At 73.4% G+C, this 24,653-nt stretch carries 23 protein-coding genes; 8 read left to right on the top strand and 15 right to left on the bottom strand.

Going from position 1 to position 24,653, the window contains the following annotated elements; translation table 11 throughout:
* Both LN042_RS13450 and LN042_RS13445 read left to right on the top strand, forming a co-directional pair.
* Window positions 1-906 carry an NmrA/HSCARG family protein gene (locus tag LN042_RS13450; RefSeq protein ID WP_230051392.1) on the top strand — a complete coding sequence of 302 codons (906 nt, stop codon included), beginning with the start codon at window positions 1-3 and terminating at the stop codon, window positions 904-906.
* A gap of 8 nt (window positions 907-914) precedes the next feature.
* The gene (locus tag LN042_RS13445; RefSeq protein WP_230051391.1) at window positions 915-1,745 is read left to right on the top strand and encodes an isocitrate lyase/PEP mutase family protein; all 831 of its coding nucleotides are present in this window, start codon (window positions 915-917) and stop codon (window positions 1,743-1,745) included.
* An 88-nt stretch (window positions 1,746-1,833) separates the two neighbouring features.
* On the opposite strand, the gene LN042_RS13440 is transcribed toward LN042_RS13445, so the two are convergent.
* The gene (locus tag LN042_RS13440; RefSeq protein WP_230051390.1) at window positions 1,834-3,048 is read right to left on the bottom strand and encodes a Dyp-type peroxidase; all 1,215 of its coding nucleotides are present in this window, start codon (window positions 3,046-3,048) and stop codon (window positions 1,834-1,836) included.
* Window positions 3,049-3,132: 84 nt separating this feature from the next.
* On the opposite strand from LN042_RS13440, the gene LN042_RS13435 reads away from it, so the two are divergent.
* The gene (locus LN042_RS13435; RefSeq protein WP_230051389.1) at window positions 3,133-4,467 is read left to right on the top strand and encodes a right-handed parallel beta-helix repeat-containing protein; all 1,335 of its coding nucleotides are present in this window, start codon (window positions 3,133-3,135) and stop codon (window positions 4,465-4,467) included.
* A 20-nt stretch (window positions 4,468-4,487) separates the two neighbouring features.
* On the opposite strand, the gene LN042_RS13430 is transcribed toward LN042_RS13435, so the two are convergent.
* Together LN042_RS13430 and LN042_RS13425 are read right to left on the bottom strand one after the other, a co-directional pair.
* On the bottom strand, window positions 4,488-5,300 hold the full coding sequence (locus tag LN042_RS13430) for a hypothetical protein (RefSeq protein WP_230051388.1): 813 nt from the start codon (window positions 5,298-5,300) through the stop codon (window positions 4,488-4,490).
* 198 nt (window positions 5,301-5,498) lie between these two features.
* The gene (locus tag LN042_RS13425; RefSeq protein WP_230051387.1) at window positions 5,499-8,123 is read right to left on the bottom strand and encodes an SdrD B-like domain-containing protein; all 2,625 of its coding nucleotides are present in this window, start codon (window positions 8,121-8,123) and stop codon (window positions 5,499-5,501) included.
* A 498-nt stretch (window positions 8,124-8,621) separates the two neighbouring features.
* On the opposite strand from LN042_RS13425, the gene LN042_RS13420 reads away from it, so the two are divergent.
* Window positions 8,622-9,020: a PPOX class F420-dependent oxidoreductase gene (locus LN042_RS13420; protein WP_230051386.1), complete on the top strand. Its 399-nt coding sequence runs from the start codon at window positions 8,622-8,624 to the stop codon at window positions 9,018-9,020.
* A gap of 272 nt (window positions 9,021-9,292) precedes the next feature.
* Here the strand turns inward: LN042_RS13420 and LN042_RS13415 are convergent, their stop codons facing one another.
* Complete coding sequence (locus LN042_RS13415) at window positions 9,293-10,270, bottom strand: NAD(P)H-quinone oxidoreductase (protein WP_230051385.1); 978 nt, start codon at window positions 10,268-10,270, stop codon at window positions 9,293-9,295.
* Window positions 10,271-10,510: 240 nt separating this feature from the next.
* Between LN042_RS13415 and LN042_RS13410 the strand changes: the two genes are divergently transcribed.
* A complete protein-coding gene (locus LN042_RS13410; protein WP_230051384.1) occupies window positions 10,511-11,158 on the top strand; it encodes a cyclodeaminase/cyclohydrolase family protein in 648 nt (215 codons plus the stop codon).
* 180 nt (window positions 11,159-11,338) lie between these two features.
* Here LN042_RS13410 and LN042_RS13405 read toward each other — a convergent pair whose 3' ends face one another.
* The 4 genes from LN042_RS13405 to LN042_RS37720 form a co-directional block, all read right to left on the bottom strand.
* Window positions 11,339-12,586 (bottom strand): molybdopterin molybdotransferase MoeA, encoded by a 1,248-nt coding sequence (locus tag LN042_RS13405; protein WP_372495728.1) that lies wholly within the window; start codon window positions 12,584-12,586, stop codon window positions 11,339-11,341.
* Window positions 12,583-12,858, bottom strand: a complete 276-nt coding sequence (locus tag LN042_RS13400; RefSeq protein ID WP_230051383.1) for a DUF6457 domain-containing protein — start codon at window positions 12,856-12,858, stop codon at window positions 12,583-12,585. The genes LN042_RS13405 and LN042_RS13400 overlap by 4 nt, the downstream gene beginning before the upstream one ends.
* A gap of 278 nt (window positions 12,859-13,136) precedes the next feature.
* A complete protein-coding gene (locus LN042_RS13395; protein WP_308191808.1) occupies window positions 13,137-14,108 on the bottom strand; it encodes an MBL fold metallo-hydrolase in 972 nt (323 codons plus the stop codon).
* Between the two features lie 169 nt (window positions 14,109-14,277).
* Window positions 14,278-15,528 (bottom strand): HAD-IA family hydrolase, encoded by a 1,251-nt coding sequence (locus LN042_RS37720; RefSeq protein ID WP_308191807.1) that lies wholly within the window; start codon window positions 15,526-15,528, stop codon window positions 14,278-14,280.
* Between the two features lie 121 nt (window positions 15,529-15,649).
* On the opposite strand from LN042_RS37720, the gene LN042_RS13380 reads away from it, so the two are divergent.
* Entirely contained in the window at window positions 15,650-15,973 is a 324-nt protein-coding gene (locus LN042_RS13380; protein WP_230051382.1) for a DUF1330 domain-containing protein, read from the top strand.
* A gap of 100 nt (window positions 15,974-16,073) precedes the next feature.
* Window positions 16,074-16,781, top strand: coding sequence for an MBL fold metallo-hydrolase (locus tag LN042_RS13375; protein WP_230051381.1), 708 nt, complete (start codon window positions 16,074-16,076; stop codon window positions 16,779-16,781).
* 7 nt (window positions 16,782-16,788) lie between these two features.
* Here the strand turns inward: LN042_RS13375 and LN042_RS13370 are convergent, their stop codons facing one another.
* The 3 genes from LN042_RS13370 to dnaB all read right to left on the bottom strand — a co-directional run bounded on the left by LN042_RS13370 (window position 16,789) and on the right by dnaB (window position 20,853).
* A complete protein-coding gene (locus LN042_RS13370; protein WP_230051380.1) occupies window positions 16,789-17,154 on the bottom strand; it encodes a GatB/YqeY domain-containing protein in 366 nt (121 codons plus the stop codon).
* 227 nt (window positions 17,155-17,381) lie between these two features.
* Complete coding sequence (locus LN042_RS13365; protein WP_230051379.1) at window positions 17,382-18,050, bottom strand: M15 family metallopeptidase; 669 nt, start codon at window positions 18,048-18,050, stop codon at window positions 17,382-17,384.
* A gap of 31 nt (window positions 18,051-18,081) precedes the next feature.
* The gene (gene dnaB / locus LN042_RS13360) at window positions 18,082-20,853 is read right to left on the bottom strand and encodes a replicative DNA helicase (RefSeq protein ID WP_372495727.1); all 2,772 of its coding nucleotides are present in this window, start codon (window positions 20,851-20,853) and stop codon (window positions 18,082-18,084) included.
* Between the two features lie 308 nt (window positions 20,854-21,161).
* On the opposite strand from dnaB, the gene LN042_RS13355 reads away from it, so the two are divergent.
* On the top strand, window positions 21,162-22,520 hold the full coding sequence (locus tag LN042_RS13355) for an MATE family efflux transporter (protein ID WP_230051378.1): 1,359 nt from the start codon (window positions 21,162-21,164) through the stop codon (window positions 22,518-22,520).
* Window positions 22,521-22,606: 86 nt separating this feature from the next.
* On the opposite strand, the gene rplI is transcribed toward LN042_RS13355, so the two are convergent.
* From rplI to rpsF, 4 genes are all read right to left on the bottom strand, one after another.
* Complete coding sequence (gene rplI, locus LN042_RS13350) at window positions 22,607-23,047, bottom strand: 50S ribosomal protein L9 (protein WP_230051377.1); 441 nt, start codon at window positions 23,045-23,047, stop codon at window positions 22,607-22,609.
* Window positions 23,048-23,064: 17 nt separating this feature from the next.
* A complete protein-coding gene (gene rpsR / locus LN042_RS13345) occupies window positions 23,065-23,301 on the bottom strand; it encodes a 30S ribosomal protein S18 (RefSeq protein WP_030304537.1) in 237 nt (78 codons plus the stop codon).
* 77 nt (window positions 23,302-23,378) lie between these two features.
* The gene (locus LN042_RS13340) at window positions 23,379-23,981 is read right to left on the bottom strand and encodes a single-stranded DNA-binding protein (RefSeq protein ID WP_230051376.1); all 603 of its coding nucleotides are present in this window, start codon (window positions 23,979-23,981) and stop codon (window positions 23,379-23,381) included.
* Between the two features lie 99 nt (window positions 23,982-24,080).
* Window positions 24,081-24,371, bottom strand: coding sequence for a 30S ribosomal protein S6 (gene rpsF, locus LN042_RS13335; protein WP_141634892.1), 291 nt, complete (start codon window positions 24,369-24,371; stop codon window positions 24,081-24,083).
* Window positions 24,372-24,653: the final 282 nt, after the last annotated feature.

Here is a 24,653-nt window from a genome sequence, read left to right as displayed (position 1 = left end):
GTGTCGAACACCAAGGCGGCCGTGCTGGTCACGGGCGCGACCGGCGGCCAGGGCGGCGTCGTCGCCCGCACCCTGCTCGCCCGCGGCTGGGCCGTACGTGCCCTGGTCCGCGACCCGGACAGCCCACGGGCCAAGGCCCTCCAGGAGCTGGGCGCCGACCTGGTCAGGGGCGATCTCGGCGATCCGGGATCGCTGCGCGCGGCGGCCCGCGGCGCGTACGGCGTCTTCAGCGTCCAGCCCTCCGATCCGGCCGACCCGAACCCCGAGTTGGAGGTGCGGCAGGGCGGGAACGTCGCCGACGCGGCCCGGGCCGCCGGTGTCGCGCACCTGGTCTACAGCTCGGTCGGCGGCGCCGAACGGCGCTCCGGCGTGCCGCACTTCGAGACCAAGGCGGCGATCGAGGCGCACCTCGCCGCCGGCGGCGTGCCCGCCACCGTGCTGCGGCCGGTGTTCTTCATGGAGAACTGGCGCCACCTGCTGCCGCCGCCCGAGGGCGGCGAGCGGGTCGGTGCCATCGCACTGGACCACGACACACCGCTGCAGATGATCGCCCTCACCGACATCGCCCGGATCGCCGCCGAAGCCTTCGCCCATCCCGAGGAGTTCGTCGGCCGGCAGCTGGAGATCGCCGGTGACGAACTGACCGTGCGCCAGGTGGCCGACGCCTTCACCAGGGCCGACGGCATCCCGACCCGCTTCACTCGCCTACCGATCGCCGAACTGCACTCACAGGTACCGGACTTGGCTGCCATGTTCGACTGGTTGAGCGGGCACGGCTTCCGGGCCGACCTCGCCGCCCTGCGCGCGCGCCACCCCGAACTGCTCACCCTGGAGTCGTGGTTGTCGCCGACTGACCGCCGTCCGTGTCGCGAAACCGCCAGCGCGCAGCGGTCCGCGTTGCTCTAATGGTGATCATGACCGCACAGCACGACAGCGCGAAGCTGTTCCACGCCCTCCACGACCCCGCCGCCCCGCTCGCCCTGGCCAATGCCTGGGACGCCGCCAGCGCCCGCCTCGTCGAGGCCACCGGCGCCCGGGCCATCGCCACCACCAGCGCCGGAGTCGCCTGGGGCCTGGGGGCGGCGGACGGCGACCACCTCGACCGGGACGAGGCGGTCGCGCTGGTCCGGCGCGTGGTGAACGCCGTGTCCGTGCCGGTCACCGCCGACATCGAGAGCGGTTTCGGGGCCACCCCGGCCGAGGTCGGGGACACCGTCGCCCAGGTCATCGCGGCCGGTGCCGTCGGGATCAACCTCGAGGACGCCCACCGGAGCGGCGCCACCCCGCTGCGTCCCGTCGCCGAGCAGTGCGAGCGCCTCGCCGCCGCCCGCTCGGCGGCCGAGCGGGCGGGCGTGCCGCTCTACATCAACGCCCGGGTGGACACCTACCTGCGCGCCGTCGGCCCCGAGGAGACCCGCCTCCAGGAGACCCTGGACCGCGCCCGCGCCTACCTCGACGCCGGGGCCACCGGGATCTTCGTCCCCGGCGTGGCCGACGCTGCCGTGATCGCCGCCCTGGCCGAGTCCATCCCCGCCCCGCTGAACATCCTGGCCGGCCCCGGCACCCCGTCCGTGCCCGAGCTGGCGAAGCTGGGCGTGGCCCGGGTCAGCCTCGGCTCCGGGGTCGCCGAGGCGGCCTACGCCGTTGTGCGCCGGGTGGCGACCGAACTGGCCACCACCGGCACCTACGCCAGCGTGACCGGTGCCCTCGACTACTCCGAGCTCAACGCACTGATGCGCGGCTGAGGAACGCGACCGGGCAACCCGGCGCCGGCCACCGCGGCGGACGGTGGCCGGCCGGCCGCCCGGGGCACCGGAACGGCGGCGACGGCCGTCACGTCCAGAGCTGTTCGCCGAGCGTCCCGCCGGCCGCGGCGCCCGGCAGCACGTAGCACACCGCCGACGCCTGGTGCTGGAGGAACGGCGTGAGGGCGTCGCGGGAGGCCAGGCGGTCCTGGACGCGGACGAACTGGGCGGGGTCGCGCATGAAGGCGCAGAACAGCAGGCCGCGATCGGCCGGGCCGTCGTCGTAGCTGTAGCTGCGGCGCAGCATCCGGGCGCCGCCGTCGAGCCGCGGGCTGGTGAGGCGGACGTGGGCGTCGACGGGGATCACGTAGGAGCCGTCGGGGTTCTTGGCGTAGATGTCCGGGTCGTCGTGCTCGGCGGTGCCGGTGAGCGGCACGCCGTCGCCGGCCCGGCGGCCGATCACCCGGTCGCGCCGGTCCGCGGGGAGGGCGGCGAACCCGGCGACGTCCATGCGGATCCGGCGGTAGACCATGACGGTGCCGTTCCGGTGGGCCCCGGGCGGGCCCCAGACCCACTGCTCGGCCGCCGCGTCATCGGGGTTGGCGGTGCCGTCCTTGAAGCCGAACAGGTTGCGCGGGGTGGTGCCCGGGGCGGTCCGGGGCAGGAAACCGGACTGCGACCAGCGGGGGGCGGCGCCGGCGGCGTGTGCGGCCGTGCCGGCGAGTTCGGCGACGACGGTCAGGGTCCAGCGGTCGGCCGCGCACAGCTGGAGCACGAGGTCGCCGTTGCCGCGCGCCGGGTCCAGGCGGTCGCCGGGGAAGGCCGGCAACTCGGCGAGTGCGGCGGGGACGTCGAGGCCGAGCCGGGCGGCGAGGGCGGGGCCGACGCCGACCAGGGAGGTGAGCCGGGTGGTGCCGCCGCCCTGCAGTCGCGGGTCCGGCGGGGTGTCGGAGGCCACGGCGGCGAGGGTGCGGCCGAGCGCGTCGAGGACGCCCCGCAGGGTCTGCCGGTCGGCGGCGGCGGAGGTCTGCGGGAGGTCGAAGGCGAGCAGCTGGGTGGCCGGTTGCTGAGGCGCCGTCACCCCCGCCTGCCGGACGCCGTGGAAGGGGATCGCCGGCCCGGGCGGCGGGCCGCCGGCGCTGCCGGTGCGGTTGGCCGCCCGGTCGCCCCTCGCCAGTTCGTCGGCCGCCGCGCCGATCCCGGCGGCGAGCACCGCTCCGGCGGCGAGCAGTGCGCCGCGCCGACCGAAACCGGTGGTGGCGGGTCGGATCGGATCCTGCGCGTTTTCCGGTTCGGTCGGCATGCGGCTATTGGAGACGATAGAACACTTGTCATGCAAATGCTGGGTCCTGAAAGCCCGTTGAGTCGCTCTACTGTCCGAACGGCGGTGGTCCGGACGGCACCGGCGCGCCTCTCGTTGCTGGCCGTCTCGGTCGCGCTGGCGGTCGCCGGATGCTCCGCCACGGGCTCCCGGTCCGCCGACGCACGGCACCCGGCCGGGACGGTGCTGCGCGTGCCGCAGGACTTCCGCACCGTGCAGCAGGCGGTGGACACCGCCCGGGCGGGGGACACCGTGCTGATCGGCCCCGGCGTGTACCGGGAGAGCGTGCACGTCACCAAGCCCCGCGTGGTGCTGCGCGGAACGGACCGCAACGCGGTGGTCTTCGACGGCGGCGTGCGCCTGGTCAACGGCATCACCGTGACCGGTGCCGGCTCGGTGGTCGAGAACCTCACCGTGCACGGCTACCTCGCCAACGGCGTGCTGTTCACCGGCGTCACCGACGAGCGGCTGCAGCAGCGCGGCGCCGGCGGCTCCGCCTACAACCCGCTGGACACCGCCCGCTTCCCGGCCGTCCAGGGCTTCCGCGCGACCCGCGTGACGGCGTACGACAACGGCCTGTACGGCATCTACGCCTTCGACGCGCGCGAGGGCGCGATCGAGGACTCCTACGCCTCCGGGCAGGCCGATTCGGGCATCTACGTCGGCCAGTGCCGGCCGTGCGACACCGTGGTGCGCGGGAACACCATGGAGCACAACGCGGTCGGCATCGAACTGACCAACGCCTCCGAGGGGTTGTCGGTGCTGGGCAACCTGGTCGCGGGCAACCGGGTCGGCGTCACGGTGAACTCCAACGACCAGGAGGCGCTCGCCCCGCAGCACGGCGCGGTGATCGCGGGCAACGTGGTCGCCGACGACAACGCCGCCGACACGCCCGAGCAGGCGGACGGCGGCTTCGGGATCGGCATCGGGATCGGCGGCGGCACCGGGAACCGCGTCCAGCGCAACCTGGTCCAGGGCAACGAGGCGGCCGGGGTGATCATCACCGACCCGCCCGGCCACCCGGCGAGCGACAACCGCGTGGAGGGCAACCGGGTCACCGGCAACGGGGCCGACCTGGTGCTGGCCGCGGCCGATCCCGGCAACTGCTTCAGCGGCAACCAGCCCGCCACCCAGAGCCCGGACGGCCTGGAGGGCCTGGCTGGCTGCGGGACCGGCGGCCGGGGCACGCTGCCGATGGGCCGGACGGCGTCGGTGCAGGCACCGCCCGGCATCCCGTTCAGCCAGGTCACGGCTCCGCCCGCGCAGCCGTCCCTGCCCGACCCGACGGCCCCGGCCGTCCCGGCGACCGGCCTGCCGGGGGCCGTCGACCCGAACGCGTACCCGCTGCCGACGGATCCGGGCACGGTGCCGAAGCCGCAGCCGCAGCCGCAGCCGCACTGACGGTCCGGTGCGCCCTGCGGTCAGTCCGTGGCCCAGGGCGCCTCGGGGAGCTTGGCGTCGGCGTCGTGCCCGGCGAACTGCAGGGTGGTCGGCGTTCCCAGGCCGGGCATCCGCATCGTCACCCGGAGCAGGCCGCCGTTGCCGTCGACCCAGTAGGTCAGCGGCGACCGCCCGTCGTCGGGCCCGGTACCGGGCGTGGTGCCCTCGGCGCGCGGGCCGGCGATCCGGTCGTAGCTGCGGCCGTCGATCCGGTCGCGGCCCAGCCAGCGGGCGCCGGACTGGGCGAGCAGCAGCGGGTTGTCGGGCCGGTCCGCCCCGAGCTCCATCAGCAACTGGAGCCCGGCGTCCAGCGGGTCGCTCGTGTAGGAGCGCGGCGACCAGCCCGAGCGGGGTATGTGCTCGGCCTGCTGCCAGGGCGGGGTGCCGTCCAGCGCGGGGGCCAGGCCGAGGCCGTCGCTGTCCCAGACGATCAGACCGTGGTCGAGCTGCGGGGCAGGCGACGCGGCCGCTCCGGCGGCCCCGGTGGTCAGGTAGCTCCCCACCGCCCGGTGGGTGCGGTAGTCGACGACTCCGCTGACCCGCAGCACCACCCCGCCGCCCTCGGTGGCCGTGAGGGTGACCGCGACCGGGCTGGCCTGGTACAGGTTGAGCCGGGTCAGCGCCAGCCGGGACGCCTCGTCCATGGTCACCGGGCGCTCCGCGGTGCTGCCGGCGAGGCTCCGGTAGGCGGCGACGCCGCCCACCGCGGTGCCGCAGACCGCGAGCGCGATCAGTGCCCTGAACCAGCGGGTCCGGTGCGGCGTTCGGACGTCGGTCCTGGTCTTCCGAGCCATGCGGCCGCCTTCTCTCATCGGTCTCTCGCCGGTCTTCGCCGGTCTCTCATCGGTCTCCCGCCGGTCCTTCGCCGATCGGCCACTCCCGATCGGTTACGCGGTCGGGCGGCCACGCGGTCGGGCGGGTCCACGGACCGCTGTCCGCGAACCCGCCCGGTCCGGCCCGGGGTCACCCGTGCCGGCTGCCCCGCTCAGGGGCTAGCGGTGCTGCGCCCTGCGCCTGCGCATCAGCACGAGCAGCGCCGAGCCGAGGGCGGTGAGCGCGGCACCGCCGGTCAGGGCCATCGGCACCAGCCCGCTCATGCCGGTGAACGCCAGGTGCGAGCCGGGCGGGGGGCCCGCCGGGGGCGGTGCGCCCGGTGTGTTCGGCGCCGGCGTCGTCGGTGTCGGCGCCGGTGTCGGGGTCAGCGACGCGCTCGGCGTCGGCGTGGGACTGGGGCTGGGGGTGACGAGCTTCTGGTTGACCGCCGTCACCGAGACGCCGGTGCCGAGGTTGTCGGCATCCAGCACCAGCGGCCCGAACACCGTGTCGGTCGGTGCGGCGTACCCGGCGGGCGGGCTGACCTCCTGCCAGTAGTACGTCCCCACCGTCCCGCTGCCCTGGCAGACGCCGTCGGCCCCGGTGGTGCAGGGGTCGCCGACCCGGGTGTCCGGCTTCGCCCCGGTGGTCTGCAGGCCGTCGGAGCCGTTCGACTCCTTCCACAGCTGGAACTTGGCCCCGGCCAGCGGCTTGCCGTCCTGGTCGTGCTTGACCAGCCGCAGCACGCCCTCCTGCTGCCGGAAGCCGAAGTCGTAGGTGTGGTTGTTCTCGCCGGGCCCACCGGTCGTCAACGCCTTGACGGGGTAGGCCGTGCCGGGCGGCACGGTGCCCTTGGAGTCGATGAAGTGGTTGGTCCCGACGTTCGCATCGGTCGGCACCCACTCGTAGAGCGGGCCGCCCTTGGCGTAGTCGGCCGGGTTGTCGAGCTTGATGGTGTAGTCGGTCTTCGGCTTCAGCCCGCCGGAGACGTCGGAGTCGTCGAAGTAGTACTCACCCCGCGCCGTCGTCCTGGTGGTGCCGACCAACTTGCCCGAACCGTCGTAGAGGTGGACGGTCGCGCCCACCACCGGCTTCTGGCCCGGGTTCTGGATGCCCTTGCGCTCGGGGTCGTACCAGACCCGGTTGCCGATCTGCAGCGGGGCCTGGTCGCAGAGCACCTCCAGGTCGCCCATCGAGGCGCCCTTGCCGAAGGGGGCGCTGGTCCCCTTCGGGGTCAGCCGCAGGCCGAACTGCGGGTCGTGCGTGCCGTCCTTGCGCTCCAGGAACGACGTGCCGTAGCCGACGGGGGTGTGGTCGGGGTCGAAGGCGGAGACCGCGATGGTGCTCTCGACCTTCGAGAGCGCCATTCCGGCGAACGCCGTGTTGTGGTGGCCCACCCCCTCCCAGGCGGTGTCGAAGAACCGGGTGCCGCGGGGGGACAGCCCGCAGCCGTTGTTGGTGTCCATCACGTACATGCCGTTCGCCAGGCATGCCTTGTCGAGGTCACCGCCGGACATGACGTTGGAGACCGAGCCCGGCGCGGGGGCGCCCGGCCCGCGGTCGGCGAACCGGTCGCGGAAGGCGAGCAGCATCGAACCGTCGGTCTCGAAGAGGATCTCGCCCAACTCCGGTTCGGGGTTGGCGATGGTGGAGTTGCCGCACGCCTTGCCGTTCTGCGTGGTCGGGTACGTGCTGGTCCACGGGAACCAGCCCGCGCCGTCGCACGGACCCCCGCCGACCGTCGACTGGCGCGGGTAGTCCAGCGGCTGGTCCAGCACCGCCTTGCGGAACGCGCCGGTGGTGAGGTCGAACGGCAGGACCACCGCGCGCACGTCCGTGAGCTTGCCGGTGGACTGGCCGGAGCAGACGCCGCCGACGTACCCGGTGCCGTCCTGGAGACCGAGACCGAACGGCCGCCAGTCCCCGTCCGCCGGGCAGCCCGGGTCCGGGATCGGGTAGACCGCCTTCGGCGCCGAGGCCGTCGGCACGGAGGCGTCGTAGCGGTACAGCTCGCGGTCGTTGAGGTTGACGACGAAGAGGTCCTTGCCGTCATCGGTGATCTTGATGCCGCCCAGGCTCTCCTTGCCGGGCACGTCGAGGAAGGCGTCGTCCGTGCCCGGCCCGTGCACGGTGCTGCCCGCGTCCGGCACGGTGGTGAAGAGCGTCGTCTTGTTCTGCGCGAGGTCGGTGACGTAGACCGCGCCCGCGCCGCCCGGGCCGTAGTCGGTGCCGCGCTTGGCCACCGCCGAGGAGAAGAGCCGCTGGTCGGTCTTGTTCCAGGCGACGCCGTACAGCGTGCCGGTGTCGGCGTTGGTGGCGATGGTCGTCGCGTGGGCGTCGACGCCGTCCTGACCGCGCGCGCTGTACGGGAAGGTGACCAGCGTGCGCTCGGCCCCGCCCTCGTTGCTGGTCGGCTGACAGGTCGCCACCAGCGGCGCGTTCTTCTGGCAGTAGTCCGCCGGGTTCCACAGCCCCGTGGTGTACGCCACGCTCTTCCCACCGGAGAGGTCGACGAACTCCTCGTTGCTGCTCAGCTGGGTGGGAGCGCCGTCCAGGCCCTGGGGCGAGGCGAAGGCCGGGAACAGCACGCCGGGTTGCGGATTCACCACCTGCACCCGGTACTTGCCGCCGGCGGCCTTGCTCGCGGCCGGGGCCAGGGTCACCGTGCCGTCGGCCGCCGTGACCCCGTTGATGCTGGTCCCGGCGTCGTCGGTGAGGGTCACCGTGACGCCCGCGATGCCCGGTTCCAGACCGGGCGTCCAGACACCGCTGGTGTCCACGGCCCGGATCACCCGGACCGTCACCGAGCCGTCCCCTGCCTGCGGGTACGCCGTCGGCGCCGCCGCCAGCGAGCAGCTGCCGATCCCGAGGAGGATCGCCGCGAGACTGCCTAAGGTGCGACGACCTGCCGACCCTGCCCACCGGCGCGGTTGGCGCGCGGTGCCATCCGATTGGTCATGTGTAGATGTCATCCCCTGCTCTCATCCTCAGAGGGGCCAACGCCCGACCTCGTTGGGGGAGTTCACGAAGTTGGCGGAGTACCGCCATGCGCCGAGCTTAAAGGTGAATTAAGCAAGATCGTGGCGGAATGGCGAATTCAACTTCCGCTTCTCCATCGCACAGGTGTTCATGGTTCGCCCTGCCGTTCGATCCGCTTCACCGGGATCCCAGGGCCGGGGCACCCCGCCCACCCTCCGAACACCTCGCCGAACCGACCCGCAGAACCCTCCCGGCGGGACCCGGCCGACCTAGGGTGAGCAGGCCGACCGGCGGTGGTTGGCGGCCAAGGGAAGGGGCACACCGTGCTGTCAGACGATGCCAAGAAGTACCTCGACGACAACCCGGTCTTCGCGACCGTGGCCACCATCCAGCCCGACGGCAGCGCCCAGCTGTCGGTCGTGTGGATCAAGCGCGACGGCGACGACCTGCTGTTCTCCACGACCGTCGGGCGCCGCAAGCAGCGGAACCTGAGCCGCGATCCGCGGGTGACCGTCATGATCAACCCCCCGAACGCGCCCTACACCTACGCCGAGATCCGCGGCACGGCCACCATGACCACCGAGGGCGGCCAGGAGCTGATCAACGAGCTCTCCCGCAAGTACACCGGCAAGGACTACGCCGAGTTCAACCCGGCCTCGGCGCAGGACGCCCAGCGGGTGGTCGTCCGCATCACTCCCCGCAAGGTCGTCGGCAGCCTCTGAAACCCGGCGCCGTGGCAGCCGGCCGGCGCCACCACCCGCCGCGGCCGCCGGTCTCGGGCGGCAGCGGGCCGCCCAGCGGCGCGCCGAGGCTCGCGCCCCCCGGCGCGAAAGCGCGCACCCGGCCGGCTAACTGTACTTCTCTCTCCTTGCCGGCGGGATCACCGGCTTCAGAAGCCGGCACTGGTCGGCGGCGTCCTGAACGCCGACTTCTCAGCGGCTCGGCGGATCTGCCGGCCAACGACACTGCCTGGCAGATCCGCCAAAAACGCGGCTCACGCCTGGAGCACGACCTTCCCCACCTGCTCGCCCGCCTCCAGCGCCCGGTGCGCCTGGGCCGCGTCCTGCAGCGGCAGCACCCGGTCGATCACCGGCTTCACCACGCCCGACTCGATCAGCGGCCAGACGTGCTCGCGCACCGCCGCCACGATGGCCGCCTTCTCCGCCAGCGGACGCGGCCGCAGCGAGGTCGCCACCACCGCGGCGCGCTTGGCCAGCAGCTTGCCCAGGTCCAGTTCGGCGGTGCGGCCGCCCTGCAGGCCGATGATCACCAAACGGCCCGCCATCGCCAGCGCGTCCACGTTCCGCTGCAGGTACTTGGCCCCCATGATGTCCAGGATCACGTCCACCCCATGACCCTCGGTGGCCTCCCGCACCACCTCGACGAAGTCCTGCTCCCGGTAGTTCACCAGGACGTCGGCACCGAGCTCCTTGCAGCGGGCGAGCTTCTTGGCACTGCCGGCGGTCACGATCACCTTCGCACCGACCGCCTTCGCCAACTGCGTCGCCATCGTCCCGATGCCACTCGCGCCACCGTGCAGCAGCACCGTCTCGTTCGGGCGCAGATGGGCCACCATGAAGAGGTTGGACCACACGGTGGCGGCGACCTCCGGGAGGGCGGCGGCGGCGACCAGGCCCAGGCCGCGCGGGATCGGCAGCAGCTGGCCGACCGGGACGGCGACCTTCTCGGCGTAGCCGCCGCCGGCCAGCAGGGCGCACACCTCGTCGCCGACCGCCCAGCCCGAGACACCGGGGCCCAGCGCCACGATCCGACCGGAGCACTCCAGGCCGGGGTGGGCGGAGGCACCGGGCGGCGGGGCGTAGTTGCCCTGACGCTGCAGCAGGTCGGCACGGTTGACGGCGGTGGCGGCGACCTCGACCAGGACCTCGCCATCGCCGGGGACCGGGTCCTCGGCCTCGGCCCAGACGAGGGCTTCGGGACCGCCGGGCTCAGGAATCGTGATTGCGTACATGGGTCGAAGTTACTCGTCGGTGCAGCCGATCGGGCCTGCGCCACCCTGTGGCCGGCCACACACGACCACATCTCGCCGGCGACGCCGCCCCGCGGGCACCGCACGGGCGCGGGACGGGCACCGCACGGGCGCGGGACGGCTGCCGCGCGAATGCCGGACACCGGCCTGTGACCCGTGAACTGACGGTACATCAGCTGTGGCAGGATGCGACTACCGATCCTTTCGACCGGAAGAGCCGCCGTGCGCGACGAGACGATCAGTGACTTCCTGGACCGACTGGCCACGGGGCCTCGCCCGGCCACAGGCCGGGGGAGGGTGCCCGCGCCCGGCGCCGGTGCGTCGGCCGCCCTGCACGCCGCCCAGGCCGGGGCGCTGCTCGCCTTGGTGGCCCGCTACAGCACCGGGGAGAAGTACGCCGCCCACCAGGTCATGGTGGACCGGATCATCCGGGAGGCCGACGCGCTGCGCGGGCGGGCGCTGACACTGGCCGAACAGGACGGTGCCGCGTTCACCGCGCTGGCCGACGCCCACCGGCTGCCCGAGGACCCCGAGCAGGCCACGACGGTCCGGTCGGCGGCGATCGCCCGGGCGCTGGTCGGGGCCGCCCGGCCGTCGGCCGAAGTGATCGCGGTGGCACTGGACGCGCTGGAACTGGCCGAGGCGCTGCTGCCGATCGGCAACCCCAGCGTGATCACTGACGTGGCTGCCGCCGCGGAGGCGGCCCGCGCCGCCGCGACCACCGCGCGGGTGAACGTCGAGGCCAATCTGACCGGGATCCGGGACGAGCGGGCCCGTGGCGCGCTGCTCGCGGACACCGCCCGGGTGGACGAGATCTCTGCCCGGGCCGAGCAGGTCACCGCAGCGGTCCGCGCCGAGCTGGCCAAGTGACCGGGCGGTAGCGCCGACCGACGAGCCGCGCCTGATGCCGCGCGCTTCATGCCGGATGAGTCGCGGCCGGCCTCAAGCGCACCCCGCAGCGCAGCCCCGAAGCACAACCCCGACGCGCAGCCCCGAAGCCCGACGCGCAGCCCCGAAGCGCCGCCCCGCAGCGCCGGCTCGAAGCGCCCGTCAGGTCGGCACCGGCAGCAGCTCCACCCGCTCCCCGGCCGCCACGCCGCCGGGCGGCAGCACGGCCAGCGCATCCGCCAGCGCCAGGCCGCGCAGCATCGCGGGACCGTCGAAGGCGAGCGGCACCGGACCGTCCTCGGTCAGCCGGACCGGGAGCAGCCGGGTGTCGGCCGGCAGGCCGCGCAACGGCTGCAACGTCCGGGTGAACCGGCCGCCGGACGCCCGGCCGACCAGTGCGTGCAGCAGCGGCAGCGCCAGGGTGACCGTGCCGGCCACCGCGGCCAGCGGGTTGCCGGGCAGCCCGACCAGGTGGCGCACCGGGCCGCCGGGCCGGACCGGCGGCAGTTCGGCGAGCAGCATCGGATGGCCGGGACGGACCGCGACCCCGTCCACCAGCAGCCGGGCGCCGCTGTCGGCCAGCGCGGCGTGCAGGAAGTCCACCGGCCCGGCGGCGGTCCCGCCGGTGGTGACCACCACCTCGGCGGCCGAGTGGCGCAGCGCGTCCCGCAGCAGGCCGAAGTCGTCCCGCACCGCGCGGCGGCCGAGCAGTTCGGCGCCGGCGGCGGCCAGCCAGGGCTGGAGCAGCGGGCCCAGGGCGTCGCGGACCAGGCCCGGCCCGGGCAAACCGGCCGTCAGCAGCTCGTCGCCGAGCACCAGCAGCTCGACGGTGGGGCGCCGGCGAACCGTCAGCCGGTCGTGGCCGCAGGCGGCCGCCAGCCCGAGGACGGCCGCCGTCACCAGGGCGCCCGCCGGCAGCAGCTGCTCCTCCGAGCGGCACTCCTGGCCGCGCGGGCGGACGTCTTTGCCCGGCCCGAGCACGGTGGTGGCCCGCAGCGTGCGGGTCGCCGGGGCGGGACCGCCCGCGACCGTGCCGTGCTCGCGCCGCAGCACCGCGGTGGCGCCCGGCGGCAACTGCGCGCCGGTGGCGATCTCGGTCGCCCAGCCGTCGGCCAGCGGGGGCGGGGTGCGGCAGCCGGCCAGCACCCTGCCCCAGCCTTCGGCCGGGGGCACCCCCATGGCCAACCGCCACGGACCTGGTCCGGCCACCGCCCAGCCATCCATCGCGGAGGTGTCGAAGGCCGGCAGATCGGTGAGCGCGGTCAGCGGTTCGGCCAGCACCTGGCCGAGGGCGTCGGCCAGGGCGGTCTCGGCGCCGGGCTGCAGCCGGTGGGCGCCGGCTTGCCGGGCGGTGTCGCGGGCCTGCGGCCAGGGGAGGGTGGCGAGCCCGCGGGCCGCCGTCACGGTCACCGCTGCTCCGCGGACCCGTCGGAGGCGGCGGCCCGCGCCCACCGCTCGGCGAGTGCGGTCATCTGCTGCGCCGCCTCGCTGACGGCGGCCGCGCCGCCCCCGCGGCCGGCCGCGGCGTAGCCGACCAGGAAGGCGGTGAGCGGGGCGGCCGGGCGCTCCACCCCGTGCGCGACCACCCGGGTCATGTCGAGCAGTTCCCTGATGTCGGCCGTCAGCTCGATGCCCAGCTCGGCGGCGGCCTCGGCCATCCAGTCGTCCAGCGTGCGTCCCATGGGGCACCATGCTGCCCGATCGGGGCGACGGAGTGACGCCCCGGGTGTGAGCGGCGTGGGTCGTTTCGCTCACGTGGTGGGCCGGCGGCCGGTGAGCCCCCCGGCACCCGGCGGCCGGTGAGCCACCGCGCCGGCGCACAGCCGGCTGCCCGCGCCGACGCCCCGCGAGCCACCCGCACCGGCACACGACCGGCTGCCCACGCCGGCGCCCGGCGAGCCACCCGCCGCCCACGCCCGGTGAGCCACCCGGGTCGGTGCCCGGGGGAGCCCGGGGGCGTTCAGCCGGACGTCGCGGTGTTGGCCCGCGCCCCCTCCGTCAGGAACAGCGGCAGGGTGAGCTGCCCGTAGCGCTCGCCCATCGCGGTGATCAGGGCCTCCGGGTCGCCGGGGTGGTCGGCCAGCAGCCGGTCGAACTCCCGCAGGTAGCCGCCAGTGAAATCGAGCACCCGGCCCGCGTCGTCGTCCTGCTCCGGGGCCCGGTGGCCGGCCACCACCCGTTCGGCGTGGAGTTCGGCGATCCGGTTCAGGTTGGCCAGCCAGGCGGCCCGCTGCTCACTGGTGGTCTCGGCGGTCCTCAGGTGGGTGCCGTTGAAGGCGAAGTCACCGGCGATCACGGTGCGCGAACTCGGTACGTGCACCACGGTGGAGTGCGCGCAGTCGCCCTGTCCCAGCAGCAGCACCCGGATCAGCTGGCGGTCGAGCATCAGCGGCAGCGGACGCAGCGGACGCGGCACCAGCGGGTGCTCCGGAACGTCGTCGCCGAAGACCGGCCGCAGCTCGGCGCGGTGGCGTTCGACGTGGGTGGCGATCTCCCCGACCACGGGCGGGGCCGCCAGCACGTGGGCCTGGGGGAAGAGCCGCAGCACCTCCTCGACGCCGAAGTAGTGGTCGGGGTGCGGGTGGGTGATCACCACGGCCACCAGGTTGCGGCCCTTGCCGGCGATCCACTCGGCGAGCGCGCGGCCCGCGCTCCGGGTGGGCTGGGCGTCCACCAGGATGGCGTCTCGAGCGCCGATGATCAGGGTGGAGGTGGTGAAGAAGCCCGACTCGGGGCCGGTGAAGACGGCGATCTCCAGCGGCGGTGCCGGAGACGGGGTGGCGGGCGGGCCGCCCGGTCCGCCCGGCCGGCCGTGCGACGGAACCGGCCCCGGCGGCCGCGCGGGCGCCGACCCGGGCGCGAGCCCGGACGGCCCGCCCGCCACCCCGGAGTCCGGCTCGGACGACGGCTCGGACGATGACGTCGGCGGCACGGGCGCTCCCTGATCGGCGGCGGGCAGGTCGCCCCCCAGCATGGAAGGCCCGCCGTGACCCCGCCCGGCAGGCGCGCCCGGCCGGGTGAGCCGACGCGGTGTGAGGTCCCCCACCACCGATCCCCCGCCGACGACGCGCCAACCGTTTGACGCCCTGTCAGTGGCGGTGTCAGTCCCGGACGAACCCGAACTCGCTCCACCGCACGTCCGACCGCCCGTGCAGGTCACCGCGCTCGTCCCGGTGCACCAGGCGCAGCCCGGCGGCGCCCGCCTGGCCGAGCAGCTCGGCGTCCGGCACCTCGAACATCCGCCGGCCGGCCGGCACCGGACCGTGCCGCACCGTCAACAGCAGCGTGCCGCCGGGCGCCAGCAGCTCCAGCACCCGCGCGAACGCCCCGGCCCGCTCCGCCGGGGAGAGGTGCATCCACACCGCCGTCCCCATGACCAGGTCGAACGGTCCGGAGACACCCGGCAGCAGCGGCAGTGCCCCGGCCACCCACTCGATGTCGACGCCCGCGTGGCGCCGCCGCCCGAGTTCGCGCAGTTCGGCCACCGGTTCGGCGGCGGTCACCCGGTAGCCGCGCCCGGCCAGCGCCGCCGCGTCCCGCCCCGTCCCCGCGCCCAGGTCGAGCACCCGCGCCGGGGCCGGCGGCAGCAGCGGCAGCACCCGCTGGTGCACCTGCTCGAAGCTGACGCCCTCGTACTGCTCCAGCAGCTGCCCGGCCGCCGCCGCGTACCCCGCGGTGCCGGCGGTCGCCCGCTGGCCCGCGCCGCCCAGCTCCTCCAGCAGCACCGGAAGCTCTCCCATGTCGGTGAAGACCTGCGCGCCCTCCGCGGCCAGCCAGTCGGCCGGGGTCAGCCCGCCCGCGTAGCCGAGCACCCGCATCCCGGCCGCCCGCGCCGCCCGCACGCCGTACTTGCTGTCCTCCACCACCACGCACGCTTCGGCCCGCACACCCATCCGCCGGGCCGCGTGCAGGAACAGGTCCGGGGCGGGCTTGCCGCGCGGCACCTCACTGGCGCTGAATATCCGACCGTCGAACCAGTCGTACAGGCCGGTCCGACCCAGCGTGTGCCGCATCTTCTCGTGGCTGCCGCTGGACGCCACACAGCTCGGCAGCCGCAGCTCGGCCAACGCGTCCCGGATGCCGGGCACCACGGCCAACTCGGTCTCCACCGCCTCCCGGTGCAGCTCCTCGAAGCGGCACTGCCACGGAACCACCGCCTGCGCGCCGAGCCGCTCGGCCACCTGCTCGCCGATCGAGGCGCTCGACCGGCCGACGAACCGCTCCACCACCTCTTCGCCGGTCAGCGGCCAGCCCAGCTCCGCCCCCGCCACCACGTGCGCGCGCACCGCGATCGGCTCCGTGTCCACCAGCACACCGTCGCAGTCGAAGACCACCAGCTCGATTTCCGTCATCGGGTCAGGCTAGCCAGTCGCCCGTGCACGACTACCTATGCACGACTGATTCAGGTCCGGCCCCCACCGCCTACCGTCGTGACCACCGCAGCGAAACCACGGATCCCAGACGGAGGACACCATGACCGCGTACGCCCTCGGCAACCTGCACTCGGTCGACTTCGGCCCGCAGATCATCGAGTACCTGGAGAGGATCGACGCCACCCTGGAGGAGTTCGGCGGCCGGTTCATCGTCCACGGGAACCCGATCGACCTGCGAGAAGGCCACTGGGAGGGTGACCTGATCATCATCGAGTTCCCCGACCTGGAGCGGGCGCGGGCCTGGTACGACTCCCCCGAGTACCGGGAGATCCTGCCGCTGCGCACCGACAACTCGGTGGGCGACGTGCTGCTGGTCGGCGGCGTCCCGGAGGGCTACCGGGGCGCCGACTCACTGAAGCACTGACCGGTCGGCGTCCCGACTCGCCGTTCGCCCAGGGAGAAGCCGGTCCACCGGCGGCCGAACCTGGCTGACTATACGTCAGTTCGTCCTTACCGTCGGTTCCATGGACCTCATCCAGCTCACCCCCACCGTCTGGCAGCTCCCGCTCCCGGTCGGCCACGTCCACCTGGTGCGCCGGGAGGACGGTTTCGCGGTCGTCGACACCGGCGTCCCCGGCACCGCGCCGGCCGTCCTGGCCGCCCTGCACGAACTCGGCGGCCGGCCCGCGGACCTGCGCCAGATCGTCCTCACCCACTCGCACTTCGACCACATGGGCTCGGCCGCGGAGCTGGTCGCGGCCACCGGCGCAGAGGTGCTGGCCGGTGCTGTCGACGCCCCGGTGATCAGCGGCGAGGAGCCCGAGCCGGTGCCGGAGCTCAGCCCCGCCGAGGCGGAGCTCCACCAGAAGGTCACCGCGGGCCTCACCGCCGCGCCGCGCCACCTGCCGGTGGACCGAACACTGGCGGACGGCGACCAGCTGGCCGGCTGGGGCGAGCCCGTCCGGGTGCTCCACGTGCCCGGGCACACCTTCGGCGCCATCGCCCTCCACCTGCCCGACAGCGGTGTGCTCTTCCCCGGCGACCTCATCGGCACCGGCCCCGGCGAGGCCCACCTCGGACCGTTCAACGTCGACCGGGCGCAGGCCATCGCCTCGTTCCACCGGCTGGCCGCACTGGCCCCCAAGGTCCTCTGCCCGCCGCACGGCACCCCGGTCACCACCGGAGCCGCCGACCTGCTGCGCGCGGCCACCCCGGAGCTGGACTGGGCCTGACCCGGCCTCAGTCCAGATAGGCGGCCAACACCCGGGCCTCGACGCGCAGTTGCTCGGCCCGGGTGGACTGCCCGGCCTGTTCGTACTGCTCGGCGGCGGCCTCCCGCTCGGCCACCTCGGCCGCCAGCAGCGCGATGTCCTCGGCCTCGGTCAGCTGGCGGCGCGGCGCCTCCGCCGCACCGGCGCCGACCGGGATCCGGCCGATCGCCAGGTTCCGATCGGCGTCCGCGTCCCGCTCCACCGCCTCGGCGTTCTGCAGTACACCGAGGGCCACCCGCAGCACCCCGGCCGTCGCCCGGTCCCGCCCCCGCATCGCCTCGGTCAGCCCGGCCCGCAGCCGCTCCCGCAGCGCACTCCCCGTCGCGTTCACCATGCCCGCGACCATACGGACGGAGTCACGGCCGCGGCGAATGCTTTTCCCCGACTCCCCGCAGCCGCCTCCCTACAGTGGTAAGCATTCACTCACCCGTCAGGAAGAGGGCGCTTGAGCACCCGAGAGCGGATCCTGGACGCCGCCGCCGAGGTCCTGCGCGCACGGTGACGTCCCGCCCGCCGCCGACCTGGTGGCCGGCCTCCTCCCGGCGCTCGACCCGCCGGCGCTCAACTCCTAGCCGGGTCCAGATCCTTGGGCCCGTAGAGGGCGGCCGACGCGCCGGTCCGCAGGGCCCAGTAGCGGTCGCCGTACGACCAGTGCCACCACTCCGTCGGGTAGTTGACCAGCCCGGCGGCGGTCAATGCGCCGCCCAGGACCTCCCGGTTGGCGCGCGCCTGGGCGCTGATGTTCCCGGCCGCCGTGTAGCAGGCGCCGGCGCTCTCCTCGGGAGTCGCGTTCATCCGGGTGCCCAGGTCGAGTTCACGGCCGTCGGCGTCCGCCAGCGTCAGGTCGACGGCCGCACCGGCGCTGTGCGGCGCGATCTCGGGCGGCGAGACGTACCGGCTGGCCGCCTCCCGCACCTGCTCGGCGGACCAGTCGGGCCGCTCGGCCCGCAACCGCGCCGCGTACTCCTCGTAGTACCGCCGCTGCAGGGCCGGCGGGCGGTACCCCTCGACGAACAGCAGCCGTATCCCGTCCGGCAGTTGCTCCTGGGCCCGGCACAGCCGCGCCAGCACCCCGTCGCGCAGCCACCCGAACGCCCCCTCGGAGTCATGCCACTTGCGCTCGTCCACCCGCACCCGGCCGTCCCGCCGCACGTCCACCAGCCGCTCGCCGCACTCCCGGACGGGCACCGCCGCGACCCTCGGGTCGGCCATCAGAATGATCTCGGTCATGCCGTGATCATCTCGCCCGACTGAGTGGCCGTCAGTCCCGGGTCATGTCCACGAAGCGCGAGTAGTGGCCCTGGAACGCCACCGTGATGGTGGCCGTCGGACCGTTACGGTGCTTGGCGACGATCAGGTCGGCCTCACCGGCGCGCGGCGACTCCTTCTCGTAGGCGTCCTCGCGGTGCAGCAGGATGACCATGTCGGCGTCCTGCTCGATGGAGCCCGACTCACGCAGGTCCGAGACCATCGGCTTCTTGTCGGTGCGCTGCTCGGGGCCACGGTTCAGCTGGGAGAGCGCGATCACCGGGACCTCCAGCTCCTTGGCCAGCAGCTTGAGGTTACGGGACATGTCCGAGACCTCCTGCTGACGGCTCTCGGCCCGCCGCGAGCCGCCGGACTGCATCAGCTGCAGGTAGTCGATGACCACCAGCTTGAGGTCGTTGCGCTGCTTGAGGCGGCGGCACTTGGCCCGGATCTCCATCATCGACAGGTTCGGCGAGTCGTCGATGTACAGCGGCGCCGCCGTCACGTCCGGCATCCGCCGCGCCACTCTGGTCCAGTCGTCGTCGGTCATGTTGCCCGACCGCATGTGGTGCAGCGCCACCCGCGCCTCGGCCGACAGCAGACGCATCGCGATCTCGTTGCGCCCCATTTCGAGGGAGAAGATCACGCTGGGCAGGCCGTTGGTGATCGAGCAGGCCCGGGAGAAGTCCAGGGCCAGGGTGGAGTTGTGTGTGGGAACCATCGACCGGGTGGCGAGATACAGGTGATCCGGATTGTCGACCTGGACACAGCGGACCGGGACGCTGTCGACCTCGCGAGCCGCGACGATGAATCGCTGCTTGAGCCGCGCTGTGGCCGCTCGGCGGCGTGCCGCGTGCACTGACCGCTTCCGCTCCAGCCTGAACACCTCGTCGGTCGGCGTGAACGTGATGATGTACGCCGTCGACGACTCCGCGGAGCGCCCGGCGACCCGCTTGGTGGAGAAGCCGCAGCGGTAGCCCAGCCCGACGATCAGCTCTCGGAAGTCCTCCGCCAGAGCTCGCTTCGTCACTACGAACTGCACCGATCCTGTTCCCGTGACCGTCCCGTCGGTGTCGAGGAGCCCCGCCAGGAGCGCCCTGCGCTGAGCGACCGATCCACGCAGGTACTCCGCCGGGATGTGTTTGTTCCCGAGCACGCCCAGGTCACGCAGCACCGCCAGGAGGCTCCCGTGCCTCCTGGTGCAGCTGTCGCAACGGGGCTCGGAGAACGGCGAGGAGCACTCGCTGCCGCAGTCCACGCAGGTCGTGGGAGCCGCTGGTGCCGAGACGACGCGGGCCTTGCCGCCACAGGACCGCCCGCAGCTGCGCACGTGGGCGAGCTCGGGGACGAAAGCCTTGCTGCAGACGACACAGGTCCGCTCGAAGGTCTGCGGCTCCTGCACCGAGAACCGGACCGCGTACGTCAGCGACGTCCCCACCTGGCGCAGCTCGAACCCGTCCTCGGCGATGCCGCGGATCACCTCGGGGTCGGCCGAGGTGATCCGCGCAGCGTCGCTGTGCCCGTCGCCCAGCCAAGCGCCCAGTGTGTACGGCGGCACGGGGAGCTCCCGGTGCGGAAGGTCGAGCGGTGCGGCGTTCCGCACCGAGTGGTTGTGACGCCGGTCGGCCGTGTCGCAGCACAGCGTCGCAGCGATCTCCTTGGTCGTCCTGACCTGACCGGACCGGCCCGAGCGGCGCGAAGCCCGGGTTTCGGTCAGCCACTGGTGGTCCGCGTCCGCGATCACGGAGGTGCCGTCGTCGAACACCACCTCGAAGCACGGTCTCCCGGTCATGACCTCGGTCGCAGCCACGACCCGCGTCGGCTTCCCGTCGGCGTCGAGCAGGTAGTCACCCTCCTGCACATCGCCCATGGTCGTCCACCCCTCCGGCGTCGGGAGCGGGGTGTCGAGGGACAAGGCCTTACCCATCGCGGGTCGGGCCGCGATGACGATCATCTGGCCCGGGTGCAGGCCGTTGGTGAGGGCGTCCAGGTCGGCGAAGCCGGTGGGGACGCCGGACATCTGGCCCTGGCGGGAGCCGATGGCCTCGATCTCGTCGAGGGCGCCCTCCATGATGTCGGCCAGCGGGGCGTAGTCCTCGTTGGTGCGCTGCTCGGTGACGGCGTAGATCTCGGCCTGGGCGGCGTTGACGATCTCGTCCACGTCGCCCTCGGCCGCGTAGCCCATGCCGGCGATCCGGGTGCCGGCCTCGACCAGGCGGCGCAGCACCGCGCGCTCGTGGACGATCTCCGCGTAGTACTCGGCGTTGGCCGCGGTGGGGACGGAGTTGACCAGGGTGTGCAGGTAGGTGGGGCCGCCGACCCGGCTGAGCTCGCCCCGCTTGGTGAGCTCGCTGGCGACGGTGATCGGGTCGGCCGGCTCGCCGCGGGCGTAGAGGTCGAGGATCGCGCTGTGGATCAGCTCGTGGGCCGGGCGGTAGTAGTCGATCGGCTTGAGGACCTCGACCACGTCGGCGATGGCGTCCTTGGACAGCATCATGCCGCCGAGCACGGACTGCTCGGCCGGGATGTCCTGCGGCGGGACCCGCTCGAAGCCCTCGGCACCGCCGTGGCCGTCCCGGTCGCCGTCACCGTCCCGCTTGCGGAAGTCACCCTTGCGGAAGTCACCCTTGCGGAACTCGCCGTTCTTGCGGAACTCGCCGTCGCCCTGGCGGCGGGCGGCCGGGAGGCGGTCGCTGGGGGTGTCGGTGGGGAAGTCGTCCAGGCCGGCCCAGTCGTCCTCCGGGGGCGGCGGCACGTCGTTGTCGTCGTACTGGGTGCCGGTCACGCGTGATCCCCGTTCAGCGAGCGTGCGAGTGGTGCGAAGGGTGAACGACCACGCTACGGGGACGGTCGCACCGGGGCCAAGCCGGACCACGCCAGTTATCCACAGGGGGTGTGGATGGTTCTCCCAAGTCTGTGGACAAGAGCCCGAAACCTGTGCACAAGCATGGGGACAGTCCTGTGGATAACCACACGATCTCTTCGGTGTCAACTCGCTGACCTGCGACAACTCTGTCCACTGGCTGTGCATGAGAAAAACTTCACACGTACCTGCCGCCCCCGCGGTGCCCTGTGGATGGCTACGGTGCCACCATGTCCGCTCGCACATCCGCCCGAAGCCCCGCCCAGTCTCCGGCCGGGAGGGGCCCCCGGCACGACCGGGAGATCCTGGCGCTGGCGGTCCCGGCCTTCGGCGCCCTCGTCGCGGAGCCGCTGTTCCTGATCGGTGACTCGGCGATCGTCGGGCACCTGGGCACCGCCCAGCTGGCCGGTCTCGGGGTGGCCGGGACGGCGCTGACCACGCTGACCGGGGTGTTCGTCTTCCTCGCCTACGCGACCACCGCTGCGGTGGCCCGGCGGATCGGTGCCGGTGACCGCCGGGCGGCCGTCCAGCAGGGCTTGGACGGGCTCTGGCTGGCCCTGCTGCTGGGGCTGCCGCTGGGCCTGCTGTCGTACCTGCTGGCGCCCGCGGTGGCCGGTGCGCTGGGCGCGTCGAGCACCGCCGCGCCGTACGCGGTGACCTACCTGCGGATCAGCGCGCTGGGGATCCCGGCGATGCTGCTGGTGCTGGCGGCCACCGGGGTGCTGCGGGGCCTGCAGGACACCCGCACTCCGCTGGCGGTGGCCGTCGGGTCGTTCTCAGCCAACCTGCTGCTCAATGCGGGGCTGGTCTACGGCGCCGGCCTGGGGGTGGCCGGCTCGGCCTGGGGCACGGTGCTGGCGCAGACCGGGATGGCGGCGGTCTACCTGGTGGTCGTGGTGCGCGGCGCCCGGCGGGAGCGGGCCGGGCTGCGGCCGCACCCGGCCGGGATCCGGGCCTGCGCGCGGGCCGGCGGGCCGCTGCTGATCCGCACCCTCTCGCTGCGGGCGATCCTGGTGCTCGCCACCGCGGTGGCCGCCCGGCTCGGGGACCAGCAGGTCGCGGCCCATCAGATCGCGATGACGCTGTGGAGCTTCCTGGCCTTCGCGCTGGACGCCATCGCGATCGCCGGGCAGGCGGTCATCGGACGCTACCTGGGGGCCGACGACCCGGCGGGGGCGCGGGCGGCGACCCGGCGGATGACCCGGTGGGGGATCGGCTCCGGGGTGGTGCTGGGGCTGCTGGTGGTGGTCGCGGGGCCGCTCTGCACACCGCTGTTCACCGCCGACCCCGGGGTGCGCCACCAGCTGGCCGGGGTGCTGGTGCTGCTCGCGCTGACCGAGCCGGCCTGCGGGCTGGCCTTCGTGCTGGACGGCGTGCTGATGGGCGCCGGCGACGGCCGCTACCTGGCCGGGGCGATGCTCGCCACCCTGGCGCTCTTCGCGCCGGTGGCACTCGCCCTGCCGGCGCTGGGCGGCGGACTGGCCGGCCTCTGGTGGGCGATGAACCTGATGATGCTGGTCCGCGCGGCGTTCCTGGTCGGCCGGATGCGCACCGGCCGCTGGCTGGTCACCGGCGCGGTCCGGGCCTGACCGACCGGCCCCGGGAACGCCCGGGGCCGGGACCTTCCTGGTGGAAGGCCCCGGCCCCGGGGTCACGACCGGTGGTGCGCCTGGACTCAGGCGACGACCAGGTCGAGGTTGGCCTGAACGTCAGCGTGCAGCTTGACGGCGACCTTGTGGGTGCCCACGGTCTTGATCGGCGAGCCGATGGTGACGGCGCGCTTGTCCACCGCCGGGCCGCCGGCGGCCTTGACGGCCTCGACGACGTCGGCCTGGGTCACCGAGCCGAACAGGCGGCCGGCGTCACCGGAGCGCACCTTCAGCTTCAGCTGCAGGCCCTCGAGGGTGGCCTTGACCTCGTTGGCCGCCTCGATGGTCTGGATCTCGTGGATCTTGCGGGCGCGACGGATCGCGTCGACGTCCTTCTGGCCGCCCTTGGTCCAGCGGATGGCGAAGCCACGCGGGACCAGGTAGTTGCGGGCGTAGCCGTCCTTGACCTCGACGACCTCGCCGGCGCTGCCGAGGCCGGCGACCTCGTGGGTGAGGATGATCTTCATTCTTCGGTCACCCTCTCTTAGCGCGCGGTGCTGGTGTAGGGCAGCAGCGCCATCTCACGGCTGTTCTTCACGGCCGTGGCGACGTCACGCTGGTGCTGGGTGCAGTTGCCGGTGACCCGGCGGGCACGGATCTTGCCGCGGTCGGAGATGAACTTCCGCAGCAGGTTCGTGTCCTTGTAGTCAACGTAGTTGACCTTGTCCTTGCAGAAGACGCAAACCTTCTTCTTCGGCTTGCGAGCAGGCGGCTTCGCCATGGTGTGCTCCAAATGAGGATCACGATCCGGGTCCGTCGACGGGACGGGGCCCGGGTCGCACGAAATCTGTCAGCTCTTTAGAACGGAGGCTCTTCCGAGTAACCGCCACCCGACGGCGCACCCCAGCCACCGCCGGCGTTGCCGCCGGACGGCGCACTGGACGCCCACGGGTCGTCGGACGGGCCGGACTGGCCGCCGCCGGAGTTGCCACCCCAGCCGCCGCCACCCTGGTTGCCGCCCTGGCCACCCCAGCCGCCCTGGCCGCCGCCCTGCTGCGGGCCGCCGCCAAAGCCACCACCGCCGCCACCGGGACCGCGGTTGGCCCGGGTCACCTTGGCGGTCGCCGAACGCAGGCTCGGGCCGACCTCGTCGACCTCGACCTCGAAGACCGTCCGCTTCTCGCCTTCCTTGGTCTCGTAAGACCGCTGGCGCAGTCGGCCCTGCACGATCACGCGCATGCCGCGCTGCAGCGACTCGGCCACGTTCTCCGCCGGTTGACGCCAGACGTTGCACGTGAGGAAGAGGCTCTCGCCGTCCTTCCACTCGTTGGTCTGGCGGTCGAAGGTGCGGGGAGTGGACGCGATGCGGAACTTCGCGACCGCCGCACCCGAGGGGGTGAAACGCAGCTCGGGGTCGTCGACGAGATTGCCGACGAGGGTGATGACGGTCTCGCCTGCCATGGTGTGCTGACCTCTCGGGAGGAGGAGTTCCGTTCAGCGATGTTTCACGTGAAACATCGGACGCGAGCCCTCGGGACCGTCAACGGTCCCGCAGGTGGCTCAGTGGGTGTCCGGGCGCAGGACCTTGGTCCGCAGAACCTGCTCGCTCAGCGACAGCTGGCGGTCAAGCTCCTTGACGACCTCAGGCGTGGCCTTGAGGTCGATGACCGAGTAGATGCCCTCGGGCTGCTTCTTGATCTCGTACGCCAGGCGACGACGGCCCCAGGTGTCGACCTTCTCGACGGTGCCGCCACCAGTGCGGACAACGTTGAGGAAGCTCTCGATCAGGGGGGAGACAGCGCGCTCCTCGACCGACGGGTCGAGGATGACCATCACCTCGTAGTGACGCATGGGTAAACCCACCTCCTTTGGACTCAGCGGCCACGGTCTCTCCGTGGCAGGAGGGTTGTACGGCGTCGGCACTGGTGGGTGACGTGCCTTCGGCCACCGTAGCGGCCCGGTCCGACAGCCGGCCCCCAGGTGGCCCAAGAGTGGGCAGACGGGGGCACAGATACACCAGTGCAGTCCGCACAGCCTACCCGCACCCATCCGGCCGAACAAAACGCCCATCGATTGCCGCCCGGTCTCAACGGGCGCAATCTGGGCAGAACGGGTTTCATCAGCATCGCCCGG

This window comes from Kitasatospora humi (genome assembly GCF_020907985.1).
Classification (GTDB): Bacteria; Actinomycetota; Actinomycetes; order Streptomycetales; family Streptomycetaceae; genus Kitasatospora; species Kitasatospora humi.
Note: the sequence above shows the minus strand (reverse complement) of the source record. Positions and strands in the feature narration are given on the sequence as shown.

Bases quoted from the DNA above. Each gene is read 5' to 3' on its own strand.
- LN042_RS13445 (WP_230051391.1), top strand. From the start codon at position 915: ATGACCGCACAGCACGACAGCGCGAAGCTGTTCCACGCCCTCCACGAC.
- LN042_RS13440 (WP_230051390.1), bottom strand. From the start codon at position 3,048: ATGCCGACCGAACCGGAAAACGCGCAGGATCCGATCCGACCCGCCACC.
- LN042_RS13430 (WP_230051388.1), bottom strand. From the start codon at position 5,300: ATGGCTCGGAAGACCAGGACCGACGTCCGAACGCCGCACCGGACCCGC.
- LN042_RS13415 (WP_230051385.1), bottom strand. From the start codon at position 10,270: ATGTACGCAATCACGATTCCTGAGCCCGGCGGTCCCGAAGCCCTCGTC.
- LN042_RS13400 (WP_230051383.1), bottom strand. From the start codon at position 12,858: ATGGGACGCACGCTGGACGACTGGATGGCCGAGGCCGCCGCCGAGCTG.
- LN042_RS37720 (WP_308191807.1), bottom strand. From the start codon at position 15,528: ATGACGGAAATCGAGCTGGTGGTCTTCGACTGCGACGGTGTGCTGGTG.
- LN042_RS13380 (WP_230051382.1), top strand. From the start codon at position 15,650: ATGACCGCGTACGCCCTCGGCAACCTGCACTCGGTCGACTTCGGCCCG.
- LN042_RS13375 (WP_230051381.1), top strand. From the start codon at position 16,074: ATGGACCTCATCCAGCTCACCCCCACCGTCTGGCAGCTCCCGCTCCCG.
- LN042_RS13370 (WP_230051380.1), bottom strand. From the start codon at position 17,154: ATGGTGAACGCGACGGGGAGTGCGCTGCGGGAGCGGCTGCGGGCCGGG.
- LN042_RS13365 (WP_230051379.1), bottom strand. From the start codon at position 18,050: ATGACCGAGATCATTCTGATGGCCGACCCGAGGGTCGCGGCGGTGCCC.
- LN042_RS13355 (WP_230051378.1), top strand. From the start codon at position 21,162: ATGTCCGCTCGCACATCCGCCCGAAGCCCCGCCCAGTCTCCGGCCGGG.
- rplI (WP_230051377.1), bottom strand. From the start codon at position 23,047: ATGAAGATCATCCTCACCCACGAGGTCGCCGGCCTCGGCAGCGCCGGC.
- rpsR (WP_030304537.1), bottom strand. From the start codon at position 23,301: ATGGCGAAGCCGCCTGCTCGCAAGCCGAAGAAGAAGGTTTGCGTCTTC.
- LN042_RS13340 (WP_230051376.1), bottom strand. From the start codon at position 23,981: ATGGCAGGCGAGACCGTCATCACCCTCGTCGGCAATCTCGTCGACGAC.
- rpsF (WP_141634892.1), bottom strand. From the start codon at position 24,371: ATGCGTCACTACGAGGTGATGGTCATCCTCGACCCGTCGGTCGAGGAG.